A 19,751-nucleotide genomic window follows, 5' to 3' on the forward strand; every position below is an offset into this window, starting at 1 on the left:
GTGCGGATCTCCCCACTGCGGAAAGCGTTCTGTTCGAGCGTCACCGGAGGCCGGCACCTGCCGGCCTCCGCGTCGTTGGTCCTCAAAGCGATTCCGGCATCCCGCCGTCGTCGAAGTCTTCCCGGAGCGACGCTTCGGCCGAATCGTTCGGAGCATGGGGCTCCGATTCGTCCTCGACGTGATCCTCGTGTCCGTGGCCGTGAACCGGGCCTCCCTTGGGGTCTCGGACCATCAGCGAGTAGAGGCAGGGGAGCACGAACAGGGTGGCCGGCTCGCCCGCGAGGAGACCTCCGAGGATGGCACGCGCGAGCGGGGCATTCGCTTCGCTCCCGCGTTCCAGCGCCATCGCACCGGGGATGAGCGCGAAGAAGGCCGCGACCGCCGTCATGGTGACCGGCTTGACTCGGATGGAGGCGGCTTTATGGATCGCCTCGGTCGGCGTGAGCCCCTCGGCGTGGCGGAGCTCCTGGGCGAAGTCGGTCATGAGCACCGTGTTGGCGACCTTGATGCCGACCACGAAGATGAAGCCCAGGAGCGACTGCACGTTGACCGCGGTCCCGGAGAAATAGAGCGCAGGCAAGATCCCGATGAGGCAGAGCGGGACGATCAACATGACGGTCAGCGGGACAATCCAGGACTTGTCGAGACCGACCATCAGGAAGTAGATCAGGACCGACGCGCCGATCAGCCCGAACCCGAGGTTGTAGAACGTCTCCTGCATCCTCGAGTATTCGCCGCTGAGGACGATCTTCGACCCCTTCAAAGGCGTCTTGCGGCTCGAGGAAGGGTCGTAGGGGGCCCAGCTCCCGTCCTCCTGTTTCTCGCCCTCCTCGTCGATGACCTTCGTCACGTCCTCGGAGATGTGGCCGAGGTCGCGTCCATGGACGCCCATCGAAAGGTCGATCGTCGGCTGGATGTTGTCGTGGGTCACTTCGGTCGGGACGGTGGTCCTCCGGAGCGTGACGAGGTTGCTGAGCGGGATCGCCTTGCGCTGGTCCGCGCCGGTGATCGGGATGTTCAAAAGCGTCTTGATCGATTTGATGTCGTTCTCGGGATATTGCACGCCGACGAAGTACTGGTTGCCGCCGACCGGGTCGATCCAGAAGTTCTTCTTATTGAACTGGATGCTTGAATTGAACGCCGCCACGACGTTCTTCATGACGTCTTCCTGGGTTAGCCCCAGGTCGGCGGCCTTGGCCCGGTTCACGTCGATCACATACTCGGGATAGTCGAGGCGCTGGATGATCCGTGCGTCGACCACGCCATCGATGCGGATGCACTTGGCGCGGATCCGCTCGGCGATGGCCCGAGCGGTCCGCTGATTCTTGCCGGTGACCCGGATATTGATCGGGGTCGACTTCCCTTCATTCATCGCACCTCGGACCAGGCCGCCGGCGTCGAAGCCGAAGTCGAGGCTGCGAAAGCGGGGATCCTTGGCGACGCCGGTTCGGACCATGTGGACATATTCTTGTGCCGAGTGGGTGCGATGCTCCTTGAGTTGGACCTTGATGACCGCGTCCATCGGTCCCGAGTTGGGGGTGTAGGCGGCCGACCAGTCGGCGTTCACCCCGATCTCGGAGACGAACAGCTCCAGGTCATGTTCGGGGATGACTTTCTTGATGAACGCCTCGACCTCGGCCACCTTCTCCTCGGTCCGTTCGATTCGGGTCCCACTCGGGGCTCGGACGTACATATCAAAGGCGCCGGCGTCGACCTCGGGATAGAAATCCCGGCGCATCATCGGCCACATCAACCCGAGGGTCATCGCCAAGGTTCCGAAGCCGAGGCCGATGACCAGGAGCCGATTCCGCAACACCACCGTCAACAGCCGCGAATAGGCGGCGAAGATCCCATCGACCGTTCCTTCCCAACGGGCGAAGGCTCGGCCGAGGAATCCCTTGGGTTTGGGCTCATGATCCTCCCCTTCAGAGTGGCCGTGGCCGCTCAACCAGGCGGCGCTGCAGGCGGGGACCAGTGTCCTCGAGAGGATGTAGGCCGAGCACATCGCGAAGGCCACCGCGAGCGTCAGCGGCAAGAAGAGGAACTCGCCCATGCCGGGCATCAGGGCCAGCGGGGCGAGCACCAGGAACGTACAAAGCGTCGAGACGAGTTCCGGGAGGGCGACCTCGCTGGCCCCGAGATAGGCCGCCTCCCGGGGTGACGCCCCCAGGCCGAGGTGTCGGTGAGTGTTCTCGAGACAGATGATCGCGCTGTCGATCATCGGGCCGATCGCGAGGGTGAGCCCGGCCAGGGTCATGACGTTGATCGTCTGCCCCGTGTAATTCAGAAAGATGCACGCGGAGAGGACCGAGATCGGGAGCGTCATGACGGCGATCGCCGTCATCCGCCACTCGCCGAGGAACATGAGGATCGTGAGCGAGCAGAGGATGGCCCCGAGCACGCCTTCCTGAACGAGGCTCGAGATCGCCTGGCGGACGAAGATCGATTGGTCCATGACCAGTTTCAGCTCGATCCCGCCGCGGGTGAGCCTGTCGGTGAACTCGCCCAATTTCGACCGGACGCTGTTGACGACGGCCAGTGTGCTCGACCCGAGTTGGCGGAAGACCGGGATGTAGACCTCGCGGCGGCCGTCGATCCGCACGACGTTCGTCTGGATGAACGCCGCATCCTTGGTCGTGGCCACGTCGCGGAGATAGGAGATGTTGCCGATCTTCGAGTGCAGGGGGATGTCGCCCATCTCGTTCGGATAGTCGAACATCGAGTTCGAGTCGAGGGCGTAGTCGACGTCGCCGATCTTGGCGTCGCCGGTCGGGAGGAACACGTTGTACTTGTCCATCGCGTTCATCACGTCCAGCGGCGAGAGCCCGCGGGCCTCGAGCTTCTGGCGGTCGAGGTAGGCCATCACGGCCCGGATCTTGCCGCCGTAGACGACGGGCGCGACGGCGCCCTTGATGCTCATGATCATGTTGCGGACTTCATATCGTCCGACGTCGTAGAGGATCGACTCCCCTTGCGTCCCCTCGGGGCTGTCGACCGCGACGATCCCGACCGGCGTCGTGCTCGTGGGGTCGAACGGGAGCACCACCGGCGGGAGCGTCCCTGGTGGAAGGTTCGGGACGGCGGCCAGCGCGAGGGAATTGACCTGCGTCAAGGCCCCGTTCGGGTCGACGCCGCTCCGGAAAAAGTCGCGGACCACGCTCGCCCCGACGATCGAGCGGGACTCCTGCCGGGACGTGCCGTTGGCCTGGCCGACCCAACGCTCCATCCGGTTCGTGATGTCCTTCTCGACGCTCGAGGCGGGCATGCCCGAGTAGAACGTCAGCACCTGCACCGCAGGGCTCTTGAATACGGGCAAAATGTCAATCGGAATCATATAAATTGAAACCCCGCCGAGCATCACCAGAGTCAAGCAAAAGACGGTGACGGCGTACGGGTTTCCGAGCGACGCACGGATCAGGCCATTCACAGATAGACCTCCACTAACGACGCGGACATGCGGGCGCGCGAGCCTACGCGGGCGCGCACGTGGCCTCAGGTAGGACGTGGGGCGTGATGCGAAGAGATCGGGGGGGGAAATTATGGCAGGGGGGAATTCGGCGGGATGTGACCGATCAGCAACGCGGGCAGTCGGACAGATGGATCGAGGAATGGATCCTCGACGCGAAGGCTGGGAAATGAAGGCGGGATGACCTCGTCAGTGGGTCCGAAGCGAGGAGCCAAAGCCCAGTCGACCGGACGCAGGCGACCGCCGAGCCCGGATCGCCACCCTTCTCTTGCACGAGGATCGTCGAAAGAAAGGGCCGATTGGGCCGTTGTGCCGGCCACATGCACATCCGCACGACGAAACGATCCTGCGACGCCGTCTTGGGAAGATCGGGCCGCAGCGCGACCGGGGATGCCAGGACGCGGAGGATCAGCAATAGGAGTAGAGGCTTCATTACACTCGTAAAAGAATGCATGGACAGCCCCTGAAATCACCCGGCGCGACACCGTTGATCCCTCGCGGGTCGCGCAACTTCTGATCCTCATCAGCTATTTAGTGTAAGACGTTCCTTAAAGAGATCAAGTCGGATTGATTCACTATCAACGTTTTCAACACTCCAGATTGACTCAGCCGAACCCATTCCCAGACAAGACGTTATCTCCGATCGAAATGGCCAAGAATAAGGATCGTCCCAAAATAGGGCGAAGGGAATAGTGTACAAACTCGACACTTTACGGAACAAAGTCAGGAGCGGTCCAGGACGGCTATCCCCAGAGAAACTCAATATTTGCGCAGGCATGAGTCAATCGTTCGCTACTGACCAGTGACAAGTTGCCGCGGGTGGTTTGGGACGATCCCAGATGATCGTCTTGGAACGACGCTCAGGCCGACCATATAATAAGGACTTACGTCGACCTCTGCCGAACAATGCACAGCCTATGAGAGCACGCTCAAGCACCGATTTGCTTGGTCAAACGTTCGCTCCGTTACGTGAGCGATTATTTTTTACGCATCTCACGGAGGAGGGGTGGCTCGGCCAGGGCGAAGACCAGGACCTCTTCTCCGGTGACGGTGCTGATGTCGTGGTGAAGGCTCACCACCTTGACGCCCGTGGCCTCGAGAACCAACTTCTCCAGGAGCGGCCGCGCCGTCTCGATAAGATGGGTCCGGACTTGCTTGAGGAGTTCCCTCCCCTTTTCGGCCGGGAGCGTCTTGACAAGATGCTGTTCGGCGGCGGTCAAAACGCCCTGGAGGCGGACGAGAATACAGTCAATGATTATATGTGAATGAATATTCTTGGGCCCGCGGCCCATGTATTCCTGCTCGAAGCGTCGGATCCCTTCGCAGACGGCTGCCTCGACCTCACCCTGCGTTTTCATGAAAGCCTCAACCATGGGGTCCGTCGCCCGTAGAGGATTCGCAAAGGCACTCTGGGGGGACATCGCCACGGCGCATAAGGGGCCTCGTGTCGTGGGCGGCCTGAGGAGGATCATATCAAACTCGGCAAAGAAATGCACTTGACTTCCTCGCTAGCGGTCGTCAGGCTAAAGCTTCGTAATCGTTGGATGACTTGTTAAGGGACAACCCGGCCTGGCCGGGGGGTCCGTTAAAGGTAACCCGACGTGCTCGAGCGTCCCACTACGGCGTTCGAGCACGTCGGTTTTTTTTTGCCTTTGAGAATGCAGTGCATCGCTTTCCGATGACACTTCATGCCTGAGAGGAAGGCTCAAAGTTCCGGAGTTTCGGTAAGGGCAATCCCTCGGACGCCATCCGACAGCCCCAGCGCAAACCCGGAATCGGCAAAAACGGCTAGGGCTTGCCGTCTCCGCGAGGCCGCCACCGAGTAGCTCCTTGCATCCTCGGTAAGCAGAGTGGGCGGTCACTTCAAGACTTCGTGCCGCGACCGAGGGGGTGATATCGGACGGGACAACAAAGGACTGGTTCGACGGTCATGACGAAATCTACAACGGCGCAGCAAGTGGCCGAGGCCGCAAGCAGGTTCCAGGAGCAGAGAACAGGACACGCACCCAGAGCGGTGTCCGTGATCCTGAGTGAGGACACGTTGGTGGTTACACTCCACGGGGCTTTGTCGCCGGCCGAAAAGGCCCTTGCAAAGACTCCTGAGGGCGCCGCCCAGGTTCAGGAGTACCACCGGCAGTTGTTCGCAAGCGATTCCGACTCGCTTCGGAAGGAGATCAAGCGTATCACCGGCATGTATGTACGCGAGGCGACTGCGGAGGTCGAACCGGAGAGTGGCGCGGTCATGCAGGCGTTCACGACCGGCACCGTCGTGCAGGTGTTCTTGCTGGACGGCAGCTCACCTACGGAAACCTGGAGCGGGGCTCGACCATGAGATTCGTGATCCGAATCGGGATATCCCTGCCGTGCACTCAGTGGGAGTTTCACTCGTGGGAATCTTCGAGATCGCGGCACTTGCCTTGGCAATCGCTCCAGGATTTTCCGGTACGTACATTTTTATCTGCACTCTTTTACTGAATGAATACGAGCGCGGTGAGGTGTTCCGGCCGGGCAGGGACGTGCCGAATCTCAAGAGACCGGGATTGATCCTGGTCTTCTGCCGGTCGATCGCATAATGCGGGTCGCCCTCCGGACCATCACGAGAGTCATCGATCCCGAGGACGTCTTTACCCGAGACATGGTCTCGGTCCGAGTTCATGCCGTGCTCTGTTTCCGGGGCATGGACCCGATGCGCTCCGAACTGGAGATGCCCGATTTTTGTTCGCCACCTCCCAGGAGCCTCGACGACCTTGCACAGAACGCTGAGCCAAGCGGAACTCGATGGCCTGCTGACGGAGAGAGACAAGGTGGTCTGCGGTCTGTAAGTGAACATTGATGGGTACTCCAAGCCTTGGGGGGGAAGTCTCCGTCGTCGACGTCAAAGACGTGGACCTCCCTGAGGAAATGAAGCGGGAGGAGCGAAATGAATTATTCAGGACGTTTCCGAGTGCAGCCCGGGACGAGGGTCAAGCTCAACGACATTGACACGAAGTTCAAGCACCATCACGAGGGCCACAAGGAGGCGGCCAAGGACCTCGAACACTATCGGGGGAGGTTGAGAGAACTGCAAGAGTTATTCTATGCCGATGGTCGGCGCTCGCTTCTGGTCTGCCTGCAGGCGCCGGACGCGGGGGGTAAGGATGGGACGATCAATCACATCCTGGGATCGATGAATCCCCAGGGCTGTAAGGTTGCGGCGTTCAAGCAACCCAATTCCGAGGAGCTCGCGCACGATTTCTTGTGGCGTATCCATCGCGACACGCCCGCCCGCGGGCAAGTGACCATCTTCAACCGTTCACACTACGAAGATGTCCTGATCGCCCGCGTCAATGATCTGGTCCCGAAAGAGATCTGGTCCCGCCGCTACGCGCGAATCAACGCATTCGAGGAAGGCCTCGTCGAGGACAACACCCAAATCCTCAAGTTTTTCCTGCATATCTCGAAAGGCGAGCAACTGAAGCGCTTCAAGGATCGGCTCGACGACCCGTCCAAGCAATGGAAGATCAGCGAGTCAGACTACGGGAAGCGGATGTGTTGGGACGACTACACGGCGGCTTACGAGGATGCACTGTCCCGTTGCAGTACCGAGCATGCCCCCTGGTTCATCATCCCCGCCGACCACAAGTGGTTCAGGAACCTGGCCGTCGCCCGGATCGTCGTGGAGCATCTGGAAGGACTCAAGCTGACGTTCCCGCCGCCTTCCGTGGACATCGAGCACATTCGCAAAGAGTATCACTCCGCGAAGAAGCGAGGTCAGCATGCCGAGGACGACGCAACGAAGCAACTAGCCGAAGACGGCGCCGCGAGAACTCACGCGGAGACATCAGATGATTGAAGCGCCGTTGTATCCGTTGCGATTTGACCCGATCTGCCAGTACCGACTCTGGGGCGGCCGAAGCCTTTCCGCGTTTCTCACCGCACCGCTGCCGGGCGACGGACCCATCGGCGAAGCGTGGCTCCTGAGCGATCGTGACGACCATCTCAGCAAGGTCGCCGACGGACCACTCAAGGGGTCGACCATCCGGCAATTGCTTGAGGGAGTTCCGGAGGGATTGCTCGGTAGACTCGCGCGTCGGTTCCGACGGTTCCCCGTGTTGCTCAAGTTCCTCGACGCACGCGACAGGCTCTCGGTCCAGGTGCATCCCGAGGATGGACAGCGCGACTTGATCCCGGCCGGCGAGACGGGCAAGTCCGAAGCCTGGGTCGTGCTGGAGGCGGGGCCGGAGAGCCGGATCTATGCGGGGCTGAAACCTGGCACGACCCGAGCCGATTTGGAGCGGGCGCTGGCGAGTCGCTCCGTGGCCGAGTTCCTACCAAGCTTCACGCCGAGGGTCGGCGATGCGGTCTTCCTCCGCGCCCGGACCGTTCATACTCTCAGCGGCCTCGTGGTGTTCGAAGTGCAGGAGAACAGCGACGTCACGTTTCGCCTCTACGATTGGGATCGCGCCGACCCGAAGACGGGCAAGCCTCGACCCCTGCAAGTCGAGCAAGCGATGGCCAGTATCGATTTCGGGCAGATCGCGATCGGCCCGGTGGTGCCGGTGGTGGAGGACGAGGCGTCAACGGCTCGGCGAGAGCGTCTCTTTCATTGCGAACACTTCTCGGTGTGGCGGCACACAGGTGGGTCGCCGTTCGCGGTCGGGGCGACGGGCCTGCCGCGAGTGCTGGTCTGTGTCGTGGGCGAGGGGAACCTGGAATACCGAGGTGACGAATATCCTATCCGCCGCGGGGACGTCGTGCTCTTGCCGGCGGAGGTGGGGGAGTGTCGCCTCTGCCCGGCTAACGCCATCACGATACTGGAAGTCGCGCTGCCGGAATAATGGCGGCCGGCTCGGTCCGCGATGGTCGTCAGGGACTCGCATACGGAGACCGGAGGGATGAAAAAGCTCGTCGTATTCGACCTGGATGGGACACTTGCACAGAGCAAATCATCTCTCGATGACGAGATGGCGGGAATCTTGAACAGGCTGCTCCTCGTCACCAAGGTGGCCGTGATTTCCGGCGGCAAGTGGGCTCAATTTCAGACTCAAGTCGTCTCACACCTTGCCGTCGACGAACGCCTTAACAATCTTTCTCTTCTACCTACGTGTGGGACCCAGTTTTATCAATATGTAAACGGTTGGGAAAGACTTTACGCCGAGGATTTCACCCCCGATCAGAAGGAGAAGATCATCGGTTCCTTGAATGCGGCGATCAAGCAATCGGGCATGGAGCCCGAGAAGGTTTGGGGCGAGGTGATCGAGGATCGCGGAAGTCAAATCACCTTCTCAGGATTGGGCCAAGAAGCACCCCTGAAGGAAAAGGTGAAATGGGACCCGGATTTCGCCAAGCGCAAGAGGATGAAAGCCATCCTCGGCACGATGCTCCCCGAGTTCTCCGTCCGATTGGGCGGCGCGACGTCCATCGACGTCACCAAACCCGGGATCGACAAGGCTTACGGGATCAAGAAGCTTCGAGGCATCCTCGGGATCGCCATCGAGGAAATGATCTTCATCGGGGATGCCTTGTTCCCCGGAGGCAACGATTATCCGGCCGAGCAAGCCGGCTGCGTTTCGATCCGAGTCCGGGACCCGGAAGAGACCAAACGGGTCGTCGAAGCAATCATCGCGTGCCTCCGTTGAGCCGACCGAGCGTGAGCTTTCGAGGAGGGACGATGAGCGGATTCTCGATGCGTCGGCTCGGGCTGATAATGGAGCCGGAGCCGGGCAATGCCCAGGAAGTCGAAGGGGTCTTGAACCCGGCAGGGGTTCGCGGCCCGGATGGGCACTATTATCTCTTCCCGAGGCTGGTGGCGAAGGGAAATTACTCGCGCATCGGCATCGCCCGCGTCAAATTCAATCAGGACGGCGATCCGGTGGGCGTCGAGCGTCTCGGCATCGCCCTTGAGCCCGAAGCCGATTACGAACTGCGGCCGGGCGGCGGCGGCTGTGAAGATCCGCGGATCACCTTCGGCGAAGACATCAAGCGTTACGTGATGACCTACACGGCGCTCTCGCCCAACGGCCCTCGGATCGCGCTGGCGATCTCGGAAGACCTGTTCCACTGGCAGCGTCTGGGGCTGGCGACCTTCCTCCCGTATCACGGAATCGAGTTCGACGGAGTCGACAACAAGGACGCCAGCATCTTCCCCGTAGCCATCCCGGACCCCGAGGGGAAACCGGCTATGGCCCTCCTCCACCGGCCTCTCTTTTCGGGAACTCGCCCCGAAGAGACCGCCTGTCAGCCAGCGTCCCGATTTGTGGATGTTAATCGAGAAAGCATATGGATTTCTTATTGCCCGCTGGATCGGCCCGGCGACGAGCCCTACAACCTCTGCAACTTTACCTTGCACAACCGTCTGGCGAGCCCGGTGGAACCCTGGGAGGCGCTTAAGATCGGCGGCGGCACCCCTCCGACCCTGACCCGGCACGGATGGATGGTGATCTACCACGGCGTCCACGAGCTGCATGGAGCGAACGCAGCAGCCCACAAATTATGCTATTCCGCGGGCGTGCTGGTCCTGTCTGACACGACTCCGCGTCAGATCCTTTATCGTTCCACGGAGCCGGTGCTCACGCCGGATTCGCCACAGGAGCGAATCGGGACCGTCGCCAACGTCGTGTTCCCTACCGCCATCGACCGTCGCGACGATCTCGGCTTGCCCGATCGATGCGACGTCTATTACGGCATGGCCGACAACCGGATCGGCGTGGCTCGCCTCGATGTACCCGAATTCCTACCGACTGGGGCGCTCGCCGATTCGCCCCGATCCCAAGGCTCACGACCGATCGACGGCAGTTCCTCGAGCGGGGGGCGCCGTGAGGTTCCGATCACGACCCAGGGGGTTCCTCACCACAATGACATCCGCGGCCACCATCGCCCCGCCCGAGCTGGACGAGCTCTGCGTCAACACACTCCGCTTCCTGGCCGTCGACGCCGTGCAGAAGGCGAAGTCGGGGCATCCCGGCCTGCCCCTGGGTTCGGCGGCGATGGCCTACGCGCTCTGGGATCGCTCGCTCAAGTTCAACCCGAGTGATCCCCATTGGCCTGACAGGGACCGCTTCATCCTCTCTGCCGGGCATGGATGCGCGCTCCTGTACGCACTACTCCACGTCACGGGCTTCGACTTACCCTTGGAGGAACTCGAGAAGTTCCGCCAGTGGGGGAGCCGCACCCCAGGCCACCCGGAATACGGCAAGACCCCCGGCGTCGAGGCCACCACCGGACCGCTGGGTCAGGGCCTGGCGAACGCCGTCGGCATGGCCATCGCCGAGGTGGCCCTTGCCGCGCGCTTCAACCGACCGGGTCACCTCATCGTGGATCACTACACCTACGTCCTGGCGAGCGATGGCGACCTGGAGGAAGGAATCTCTTCCGAGGCCGGATCGGAGGCCGGCCACCTGGGTCTGGGCAAGCTCATCGTCCTCTACGCCGACAATCACATCACGATCGAAGGTAGCACGGAGCTGGCCTTCACCGAAGACCGGATGGCCCGTTTCGCCGCGTTCGGCTGGCACGTCCAGCGGATCGAAGAGAGCAACGACATCGACACGGTCGCCGCCGCGCTGAGTTCCGCCCGGGAAGAACGGGGCCGGCCTTCCTTAATTCAAGTTCGGACCCACATCGGCTTCGGGAGTCCTCACAAGCAGGACACCGCGGCGGCCCACGGCGAGCCGCTCGGTCTGGAGGAGGTCCGCTTGACTAAAGAAGGGTTGGGCTGGCCGGTGTCCCCCCCCTTTCATCTTCCCGAGGAGGCCCTGGAGCATTTCCGGGAAGCGGTCGCGCGGGGAAGTACCGCGCAAGCGGAATGGGAGTCGCGTCTCCGGGCTCATGCGGAGGAATACCCTGAGCTGGCCGCAGAGTTCCAGCGGGTCATGCACAGGGAGATACCGGACGGTTGGGACGCCAACCTCCCGACCTTCGGCACTGCGGACGGCCCTATGGCGACCCGTATCGCTTCGGGAAAGACGATCGAGTTCCTGGCCACTCGGCTGCCCGAAATGATGGGAGGATCGGCCGATCTGGCTCCCAGCACCCACACGAACATGGAAGGGGCGGGGAACTTTGAGCCGGAGAATCGGGCAGGACGCAACATGCATTTCGGCATCCGAGAGCATGCGATGGGGGCGATCCTGAACGGCATGGCGTTACACCGCGGCCTCATCCCCTTTGGCGCCACCTTCTTGATCTTCAGCGACTACATGCGTCCTCCGATGCGACTGGCGGCCATGAACGGCCTGCCGGTGATCTACGTCTTCACCCACGACAGCATCGCGATGGGGGAAGACGGCCCCACCCATCAGCCTGTCGAACAGCTGTTGGGATTGCGATCGATCCCCGGCATGGTTGTCATCCGGCCGGCGGATGCCAACGAGACGGCGATTGCCTGGCGGATCGCCATCGAGCGGAGGGACGGGCCCGTTGCCCTCGTGTTGACACGCCAGGGGCTTCCCGTGCTCGACCTGTCCCGGTATCCGGGCCTATCGGCGGGAGTGCCGCTCGGCGGCTATATCCTCGCCGACTCTCCGACGGCTGCACGGCCCGACCTCGTCCTGATCGCGACGGGCTCCGAAGTACATCTGGCGCTGGAGGCGCGTGACCGATTGGCGACCGAGGGCGTCCAGGCGAGGGTGGTGAGCCTGCCGAGTCCGGACGTCTTCTCGATGCAGCCCGACCGGTATCGGGACCAGGTCCTGCCCCCGGGAGTGCCCTTGCTGGCCATCGAGGCCGGCGCCTCGCTCGGCTGGAGATCCTATGTCGGTCCCCAGATCGCCGTGATCGGAGTCGACACTTTCGGGGCATCAGCCCCAGGGCCGGTCGTCATGCAGCATTTCGGCTTCACCGTGGACAATGTCTGCAAGCAAACTCATGCCTTGCTCCGGCAGGCCAAGGAGAAAACATGATGCGGGTGGGCCTCGCCGCGGACCATGGAGGTTTCTCCCTCAAGGGGCAGATGGCGGACTCGCTACGGGGCTCGGGGTACGAGGTCGTGGACTTCGGCGCTCACCAGTTAAACCCCGGGGACGACTACCCTGACTTCATCATCCCTATGGCCAGGGCCGTCGCCGCGGGAGAAGTTGAACGCGGAGTGGCGCTCTGCGGCAGCGGAGTTGGAGCTTCTGTCGCCGCGAACAAGGTTCCCGGTGTGCGAGCCGGGCTCATCCATGACGTCTTCTCCGCCCATCAGGGCGTCGAAGATGACGACATGAATGTTTTTTGCTTGGGGGGCAAGGTGGTCGGCACTGCGCTCGCGTGGGAACTGGTCGAGACCTTTCTATCCGCCCGTTTCAGCGGCGCCGAACGCCATCTACGCCGCCTCGCAAAAGTGCAGATGCTGGAGAAGCGGGAAGTGGGACCATGACAAGTTCCTGCGAGGGAAATACCGCGGCGAAGAAGGGACGTGCATGATGACCGGCCGGGCCAACACTCCGGGATTTAGTCGATCTACGACGCAAAATCAAGGGACGACGCACCCGGACCGCGGACTCATCACGTCAGTGCGTGGAAGTGTGGTCGATGTACGGTTTGAGGACAGCTTGCCGCCCATCTATTCGTTGCTGCACGCAGGAGAGGCGACGAAGGTCGCAATCGAGGTGCTGATGCAACTCGATGACCACCATGTTCGCGGAATCGCGCTAAATCCCACCCAAGGCCTCGCTCGGGGCATGGCCGTGGAGAACACCGGCGGGCCGTTGAAGGTGCCGGTCGGAAGGGGGATTCTTTCGCGGATGTTCGACGTCTTCGGCAACCCCATCGACCGGCAACCGGCGCCGGCCGATGTGGAGTGGCGTTCCATCCACCGAGACCCGCCATCCCTGGCCATTCGCTCGAGCAAGTCCGAAGTCTTCGAGACGGGCATCAAGGTCATCGACGTGCTGGTGCCGCTGGAGCGTGGCGGCAAGGCCGGACTGTTCGGAGGCGCGGGCGTGGGCAAGACGGTGTTGCTCACCGAGATGATTCACAATATGGTCGGCCAACAAAACGGCGTGAGCATGTTTTGCGGTATCGGCGAGCGCTGCCGCGAAGGGGAAGAACTCTACCATGACATGAAAGAAGCCGGCGTGCTCCCGCACATGGTCATGTTGTTCGGCCAGATGAACGAGCCCCCGGGCGCCCGGTTCCGCGTAGGCCTGGCGGCCCTGACGATGGCCGAGTATTTCCGGGATGATGAACACCGCGACGTGCTGCTCTTGATCGACAACATCTTTCGCTTCATTCAGGCGGGCATGGAGGTATCCGGCCTGATGGGTCAGATGCCTTCGCGCCTGGGCTATCAACCGACGATGGGTACCGAACTGTCGGGACTCGAGGAGCGCATCGCCAATACCGACACGGGCGCCATCACGTCGATCCAGGCGGTCTATGTGCCGGCGGACGATATGACGGATCCGGCGGCCGTGCACACGTTTTCGCACCTTTCCGCGTCGATTGTTCTTTCCCGCAAGCGGGCGAGCGAGGGACTCTTTCCGGCCATCGACCTGATGCAATCCAACTCCAAGATGGCGACACCGTCCATAATCGGCCAGAGGCATTACCTCCTGGCGCAGGAGATCCGCAGGACGCTGGCGCAATATGAGGATCTCAAGGACATCATCGCCATGCTCGGGATGGAGCAACTCTCGCCCGAAGACCGCAGCGTCGTCGGGCGCGCCCGCAGACTGGAGCGGTTCCTCACCCAACCGTTCTTCGCGACCGAGGCGTTCAGTGGCATTGAGGGAAAGGTGGTCAGCCTGAAGGATGCGATCGACGGCTGCGAGCGCATCCTGAACGATGAATTCAAGGATTTGCCCGAGGGCGCCTTTTACATGATCGGGTCGATCGACGAGGCCCGGGAAAACGCGAGAGCCAAAACGCTCGCCGATTCCGGTCCGGGTCCCCAACCCAAGGGTCCATCGAGCCCCGAGGCGGTCGGGAAACCAAAACCCAAGGTCGGGCAAGGAGTCAACTCCCATTAATCTCAAGATCCTCCTACCATTCCGGGTCTTCGTCGAGGCGAAGGGGGTGGAACGGATCGTGGCCCAGACGCTCGCCGGTTCCCTGGGACTCCTGCCGCACCGACTCGATTGCGCGGCAGCCCTAGTGCCGGGGATCCTGACCTACGAAACGGAAGCGGACGGCGAGGTCTTTCTGGCCGTCGATCAAGGGGTGTTGGTCAAGGCCGGCATGGATGTCCTGGTCTCGGTGCGAGATGCGATCGGCGGGACCGGCCTCGAGACGCTCCACGAAGCGGTGAATCGGGAGTTCCTCAACCTGGACGATCAGGAGCGGAACGCCCGCTCGGTGCTGGCGAAGATGGAGAGCGGGTTCATCCACCGATTCATGGAATTTCAACATGGACGATGAACCGAATTCGAACCAGGCGAGCCGGGAATCGAACTTCGGCCGACAGATCGGGGCACAGGCGGCGCGCAAGGTGAAGTCGCGGCGGGGAGCCGACAGGAGCGTTTGGTTCGGCCTGGGGATGTCCGGTTTGATCGGTTGGTCGGTGGTCGTTCCTACCCTGGGCGGTGCGGCGTTAGGGATCTGGGTGGACACGCATTTTCCGAGCTCCTACTCATGGACGTTGATGCTGCTCCTCGTGGGATTGATCCTCGGCTGTCTCAACGCTTGGCATTGGGTCAACTCGGAGTCCAAGGCCATGCAGGAGGAAGGAGATGAGTGACCTCCCGACTCTTGCGCTCGCCCTACTGGCCGGAGGCTTGCTCGGCGGGTTTTATTTCGGAGGCCTCTGGTGGACAGTCCAGAAGGGATTGTCGTCCGAGAGGCCGGCGTTCTGGTTCCTCGGCAGCGTGCTGCTCCGAATCAGCGTGGTCCTGGCCGGATTCTATCTTGTCGCCCGCTCGCATCTTGCAAGCCTTATCATTTGTTTGTTTGGATTCGTGATCGCGCGTCTCATTGTTGTGAAACGGCTCACGCGAGCGCAGGCGGACGAACAAGCTCAACTGGAAAAGGAGACCGGCATTGCGCCTTAGCCCGGATGAGCTGGTTTACTGGCGACACGGGTTTCTCGTGCTCAATAGCACGATCGTCACCACTTGGGGTTTGATGATTGCGATGACCGTCGGGGCGAAGTTGATTACTCGCAAGCTCGTGACCGAAGGGGCGATCTCTCGTTGGCAAGGCTTCCTGGAAATCGTGGTCGCCTCGATACAGAAGCAGATCGAGGAGGTCGGCCTGCACCAACCGGAAAGGTATCTCAGCTTCATCGGCACCTTATTCCTATTCATCGCAGTCTCCAACCTCTGCACGATTCTCCCCTGGTACGAACCCCCGACCGGTTCGCTCTCGACGACGTCGGCCTTGGCGATTTGCGTCTTCGTCGCCGTGCCGTTCTTCGGAATCGAGGAGCAAGGGTTCGGCAGATATCTCAAGTCCTACCTGGAGCCGACCTTACTGATGCTGCCGTTCAACATCATCAGTGAGCTCTCGCGCACGCTGGCCCTGGCCATCCGCCTGTTCGGCAACATCATGAGCGGCACGATGATCGTCGGCATCTTGCTCACGATTACCCCCCTGATCTTCCCGATCATCATGACGGTCCTCGGCCTGCTCACCGGCATGGTGCAGGCCTACATCTTTAGCATCCTGACGGCCGTCTACATCGCCGCCGCCACGCGAGGGCGCAGGCCACACCCCCTACCCGTTGCGATCTAATGTCGACTGAACTGACATGACAGACGGAGCCACCATGGACAGCATGACCATGATCGCGATGACGTCCATCATCATCGCCGGAATCACCACCGGATTCGGCACGATGGGTCCCGCGCTTTCGGAAGGGCGGGCGGTCGCGTCGGCTCTGACCTCGTTGGCACAGCAGCCCGATGCGTCCTCGACCATCACGAGGACCTTATTCGTCGGCCTTGCGATGATCGAGTCGACGGCGATCTACTGCTTCGTGGTCTCGATGATCCTCATCTTCGCCAACCCGTTCTGGAACCACGTCATCGCCCAAGCCACGGGGAAGTGAGCCATGCTCAACGGTTGGTTCACGATCGCCGCCCAAGTCGTCAACTTCCTCATCCTGGTGTGGTTGTTCAAGCGATTCCTTTACAAGCCGATCCTGAACGCCATCGATGAACGCGAGAAAGGGATCGCGGCTCAACTCGCGGCGGCCGAGGCGACGCAGGTGGAAGCGCGAAAGGATCGCGACGGCTTCCAACAGAAGAACGACGTCTTCGACAAGGAACGTGCCGTGCTCCTGAAGAAGGCCACGGACGAGGCCAAATCCGAACGTGATCGGCTGCTCGACCAGGCACGAAAGGATGCCGACTCGTTGCGTGCCAACCGCCAGGAGGCGTTGTTAATCGAACAGAAGAACCTCAGTCGGGACATCGCCCGCTGGACCCATAAGGAAGTCTTCGCCATCGCGCGGAGAACTCTGACGGACCTCGCCGACGCAAGCCTCGAGCAACGCATCGGCGACGTATTCGTCGACCGCGTGCGCGCCCTGAGCGGCGAGGCCAAGGAGCCGTTGGCGACCTCTTTCAAGACGTCGAACCGCAAGGTGAGCGTGCGTAGCGCATTCGATCTGTCCCCCGCTCAGCGGACCGCCATCGAAAGCGCGGTCAAGGAAACCTTCGCCCCGGACGCGCAAGTCCAGTTCGCCACCGCGCCCGAATTGGTCAGCGGTATCGAACTCACCACCAATGGTCTCAAGATCGCCTGGAGCATCGCGGATTATCTTTCGACGCTGGAAAAGAGCGCCGGGGAGCTCTTGAACGCGGCCGCAAAGCCGGCCGTAAAGGCCGAGCCCGTGGCGAACGGCGAGTCCAAGGCAGCGCCGAAGGCCGACGCCAGAAACGTCCGTAAAGCGGCGTCGTCGGCCCCGAAGGTAGCCTCATGAACAACGCAACGGATCGCCTGCACACCGTCTTCGACCAGGCGTTTGCGGGTCTCAGCCGGACGTTAGAGGTGTTCTCCCCGCAACTGTCGCCGCGCGAGGTGGGTACGATCACCAGGGTCTCCAGCGGCATCGCCATGGTGTCGGGCCTTCCGGGCGTCGGCTTCGATGAGTTGGTGAGGTTTCCCGGCGATCTTTATGGCATCGCATTCAACGTCGATTCGGACGAGATCGGCGTCGTGCTCCTGGGAGGATGCGAGCATCTGCACGCGGGCGACGAGGTCGAGCGCACGGGTCGTGTGATGGACGTGCCGGTGGGTGATGGCTTGATCGGGCGCGTCATCGACCCCCTGGGTGGGCCCCTCGATGGCAAGGGGCCGGTTGACTCCGGCCTGCGTTTGCCGATCGAGCGGCCGGCCCGGCCGATCATGGACCGTGCTCCCGTCACCGTACCGTTGCAGACCGGTATCATCGTCATCGATGCGCTCATTCCGATCGGGCGCGGCCAGCGTGAACTGATCCTTGGCGACCGGCAAACCGGCAAGTCCGCCATCGCGATCGACACCATCCTGAACCAGCGCGACCAGGATGTACTCTGCGTCTATTGCGCCATTGGACAGCGTGGGTCTGCCGTCGCCAAAGTGGTCGCCAAGCTGCGCGAGCACGGCGCGATGGATTACACCGTCGTCGTCGTGACCGAAGGCAACGACCCGCCCGGGCTAGCCTTCATCGCGCCCTACGCCGCGACCAGCATCGCGGAGCATTTCATGGAAGCGGGCCGAAACGTCCTCATCGTCTACGACGATCTCACCCACCACGCCCGCGCCTATCGCGAGATTTCGCTGCTTCTACGCCGTCCGCCCGGTCGCGAAGCCTATCCCGGCGACATCTTTTACATCCACTCGCGGCTGCTGGAGCGTGCGACCCATCTCCGCGAGGACCTTCACGGCGGCTCGCTCACCGCCTTGCCGGTCATCGAGACGGAGGCGCAGAATATCTCGGCCTATATCCCGACCAATCTCATTTCAATCACTGACGGCCAAATCTATACGTCGCCGACATTATTTGAACTCGGCGTGCTTCCCGCCGTCGATGTCGGCAAGTCCGTTTCTCGCGTCGGCGGCAAGGCGCAACGCGCGGTCTACCGGGCGGTGGCCGGCGACCTCAAGCTCGCGTACGCGCAGTTCATCGAGCTGGAATCCTTCGCCAAGTTCGGCACACGGCTCGACGACAACACCCGCAAGATCATCGATCATGGCCATCGAATCCGGGCAGTCCTGATCCAACCGGAGCTTGAGCCGGCATCCGTCGACGAACAGATCGTCATCCTCGAGGCATTGACCGCGGGTCTGCTGGACAGTGTCCCGATCGCCAAGGTGCCCGATGCCGAGCAAGCCTTGAGAAAGGCGGTTGCGGTCGTCCCGGCCGAGGTTCGTAAGCGTTTCTCCTCCAACGACAAACTGAGCGACGAGGATCGCGGGGCGATTCTGAAAGTCGTCGGCGAAGCGATCGCGCCCTTCTTGCCGGCCCCCGATCCCAAAGCCAAGGGGAAGCCATGAGCGATACCCTGGCGAGTTTGCGCCGCAAGATCGGCGGAGCGGGCGATCTGAGATCGGTGGTCCGCTCGATGAAGGCCCTGGCCGCCTCGAGTATCGGGCAATACGAGAAGTCCGTGCTGGCGCTGGGGGACTACGATCGCACCGTGGAATTGGGCCTGGCTGTCTGCCTTCGGGATCGAGAGCGTTCCGACGAGCGCGTTGGCGTGGCGCACGCCTCAGCGACGGTGGTGAGTGCCATCGTTTTCGGCTCGGATCAAGGACTCGTCGGCCAGTTCAATGATGTGCTGGTGGATTATGTCGCGAAAACGCTCGATCGTTTGCCCGGCGAAAAGAAAGTCTGGGCCGTCGGCGAGCGCGTACAGGCGAGGCTGGCGGACGCCGGCCTGACGTCGTTGGGCCTCTTCACCCTGCCGACTTCCGTGGGCGCCATCGCCCCGCTCGTCGGGCGAATTCTCGTCGAAAGCGATGCGCATCAAGGCGGGGGCGAGATCGGTGAACTTTACCTCTTCCACAACCGACCCCGGCCCGGTGCGACTTATGAACCCATGAATCAACATCTCCTGCCCCTGGATGAAGGCTGGGGACTCAGGCTGGCCCATCTACCCTGGCCAACCAGAAACCTGCCCGAGGTGATCGGTGACGGTGGCAGGACGCTTGAGGCGCTCGTCCGGGAGTATCTCTTCGTCTCGCTCTTCAAGGCGTGCGCCCAATCGTTGGCAGCCGAGAACGCGAGCCGCCTGGCCGCCATGCAGCGCGCGGAGAAGAATATCGACGACCTGACGGAGAACCTGAATCAGACGTTCCGCCGCCTGCGCCAGACTTCCATTGACGAGGAATTATTCGACGTCCTGTCCGGCTATGAGTCCTTGTCCCAAGAGAAAACGCGCTGAGATCCGAAGGCCCGGTA

17 protein-coding genes and 1 pseudogene are annotated in these 19,751 nt (G+C 61.9%); 16 read left to right on the forward strand and 2 right to left on the reverse strand.

Annotated elements, in window-relative coordinates; genetic code table 11:
• Nucleotides 1-82 precede the first annotated feature (82 nt).
• Together ACYOEI_RS07355 and ACYOEI_RS07360 are read right to left on the reverse strand one after the other, a co-directional pair.
• Nucleotides 83-3,427, reverse strand: a complete 3,345-nt coding sequence (locus tag ACYOEI_RS07355) for an efflux RND transporter permease subunit (protein ID WP_462848726.1) — start codon at nt 3,425-3,427, stop codon at nt 83-85.
• Between the two features lie 1,016 nt (nt 3,428-4,443).
• Entirely contained in the window at nt 4,444-4,887 is a 444-nt protein-coding gene (locus tag ACYOEI_RS07360) for a Na-translocating system protein MpsC family protein (RefSeq protein ID WP_462849110.1), read from the reverse strand.
• A 509-nt stretch (nt 4,888-5,396) separates the two neighbouring features.
• Between ACYOEI_RS07360 and ACYOEI_RS07365 the strand changes: the two genes are divergently transcribed.
• The 16 genes and pseudogenes from ACYOEI_RS07365 to ACYOEI_RS07440 all read left to right on the forward strand — a co-directional run bounded on the left by ACYOEI_RS07365 (nt 5,397) and on the right by ACYOEI_RS07440 (nt 19,734).
• Nucleotides 5,397-5,798, forward strand: a complete 402-nt coding sequence (locus ACYOEI_RS07365) for a Na-translocating system protein MpsC family protein (RefSeq protein ID WP_462848727.1) — start codon at nt 5,397-5,399, stop codon at nt 5,796-5,798.
• 588 nt (nt 5,799-6,386) lie between these two features.
• Entirely contained in the window at nt 6,387-7,298 is a 912-nt protein-coding gene (locus tag ACYOEI_RS07370; protein ID WP_462848728.1) for a polyphosphate kinase 2 family protein, read from the forward strand.
• Complete coding sequence (locus ACYOEI_RS07375; RefSeq protein ID WP_462848729.1) at nt 7,291-8,283, forward strand: type I phosphomannose isomerase catalytic subunit; 993 nt, start codon at nt 7,291-7,293, stop codon at nt 8,281-8,283. Before ACYOEI_RS07370 ends, ACYOEI_RS07375 begins: the two co-directional genes overlap by 8 nt.
• A gap of 57 nt (nt 8,284-8,340) precedes the next feature.
• Nucleotides 8,341-9,084, forward strand: coding sequence for an HAD-IIB family hydrolase (locus ACYOEI_RS07380; protein ID WP_462848730.1), 744 nt, complete (start codon nt 8,341-8,343; stop codon nt 9,082-9,084).
• A 32-nt stretch (nt 9,085-9,116) separates the two neighbouring features.
• Nucleotides 9,117-10,286: pseudogene (locus tag ACYOEI_RS07385) on the forward strand (glycoside hydrolase family 130 protein); the annotation flags it as partial.
• A gap of 13 nt (nt 10,287-10,299) precedes the next feature.
• Nucleotides 10,300-12,345 carry a transketolase gene (gene tkt, locus ACYOEI_RS07390; RefSeq protein ID WP_462848731.1) on the forward strand — a complete coding sequence of 682 codons (2,046 nt, stop codon included), beginning with the start codon at nt 10,300-10,302 and terminating at the stop codon, nt 12,343-12,345.
• Entirely contained in the window at nt 12,345-12,803 is a 459-nt protein-coding gene (locus ACYOEI_RS07395; RefSeq protein WP_462849111.1) for an RpiB/LacA/LacB family sugar-phosphate isomerase, read from the forward strand. Before tkt ends, ACYOEI_RS07395 begins: the two co-directional genes overlap by 1 nt.
• A 43-nt stretch (nt 12,804-12,846) precedes the next feature.
• A complete protein-coding gene (atpD, locus tag ACYOEI_RS07400) occupies nt 12,847-14,397 on the forward strand; it encodes a F0F1 ATP synthase subunit beta (RefSeq protein WP_462848733.1) in 1,551 nt (516 codons plus the stop codon).
• Complete coding sequence (locus tag ACYOEI_RS07405; protein ID WP_462849112.1) at nt 14,393-14,785, forward strand: F0F1 ATP synthase subunit epsilon; 393 nt, start codon at nt 14,393-14,395, stop codon at nt 14,783-14,785. Before atpD ends, ACYOEI_RS07405 begins: the two co-directional genes overlap by 5 nt.
• Entirely contained in the window at nt 14,775-15,104 is a 330-nt protein-coding gene (locus tag ACYOEI_RS07410) for an AtpZ/AtpI family protein (RefSeq protein WP_462848735.1), read from the forward strand. The genes ACYOEI_RS07405 and ACYOEI_RS07410 overlap by 11 nt, the downstream gene beginning before the upstream one ends.
• A complete protein-coding gene (locus ACYOEI_RS07415; protein WP_462848736.1) occupies nt 15,097-15,414 on the forward strand; it encodes an N-ATPase subunit AtpR in 318 nt (105 codons plus the stop codon). Before ACYOEI_RS07410 ends, ACYOEI_RS07415 begins: the two co-directional genes overlap by 8 nt.
• Nucleotides 15,404-16,096 (forward strand): F0F1 ATP synthase subunit A, encoded by a 693-nt coding sequence (locus tag ACYOEI_RS07420; protein ID WP_462848737.1) that lies wholly within the window; start codon nt 15,404-15,406, stop codon nt 16,094-16,096. The genes ACYOEI_RS07415 and ACYOEI_RS07420 overlap by 11 nt, the downstream gene beginning before the upstream one ends.
• 34 nt (nt 16,097-16,130) lie before the next feature.
• Nucleotides 16,131-16,412 carry a F0F1 ATP synthase subunit C gene (locus ACYOEI_RS07425; RefSeq protein WP_462848738.1) on the forward strand — a complete coding sequence of 94 codons (282 nt, stop codon included), beginning with the start codon at nt 16,131-16,133 and terminating at the stop codon, nt 16,410-16,412.
• A gap of 3 nt (nt 16,413-16,415) precedes the next feature.
• Complete coding sequence (locus ACYOEI_RS07430; protein ID WP_462848739.1) at nt 16,416-17,288, forward strand: F0F1 ATP synthase subunit delta; 873 nt, start codon at nt 16,416-16,418, stop codon at nt 17,286-17,288.
• The gene (locus tag ACYOEI_RS07435) at nt 17,285-18,844 is read left to right on the forward strand and encodes an alternate F1F0 ATPase, F1 subunit alpha (RefSeq protein ID WP_462848740.1); all 1,560 of its coding nucleotides are present in this window, start codon (nt 17,285-17,287) and stop codon (nt 18,842-18,844) included. Before ACYOEI_RS07430 ends, ACYOEI_RS07435 begins: the two co-directional genes overlap by 4 nt.
• Nucleotides 18,841-19,734 carry a F0F1 ATP synthase subunit gamma gene (locus ACYOEI_RS07440; RefSeq protein WP_462848741.1) on the forward strand — a complete coding sequence of 298 codons (894 nt, stop codon included), beginning with the start codon at nt 18,841-18,843 and terminating at the stop codon, nt 19,732-19,734. The genes ACYOEI_RS07435 and ACYOEI_RS07440 overlap by 4 nt, the downstream gene beginning before the upstream one ends.
• Nucleotides 19,735-19,751: the final 17 nt, after the last annotated feature.

Source organism: Singulisphaera rosea, from assembly GCF_054877945.1.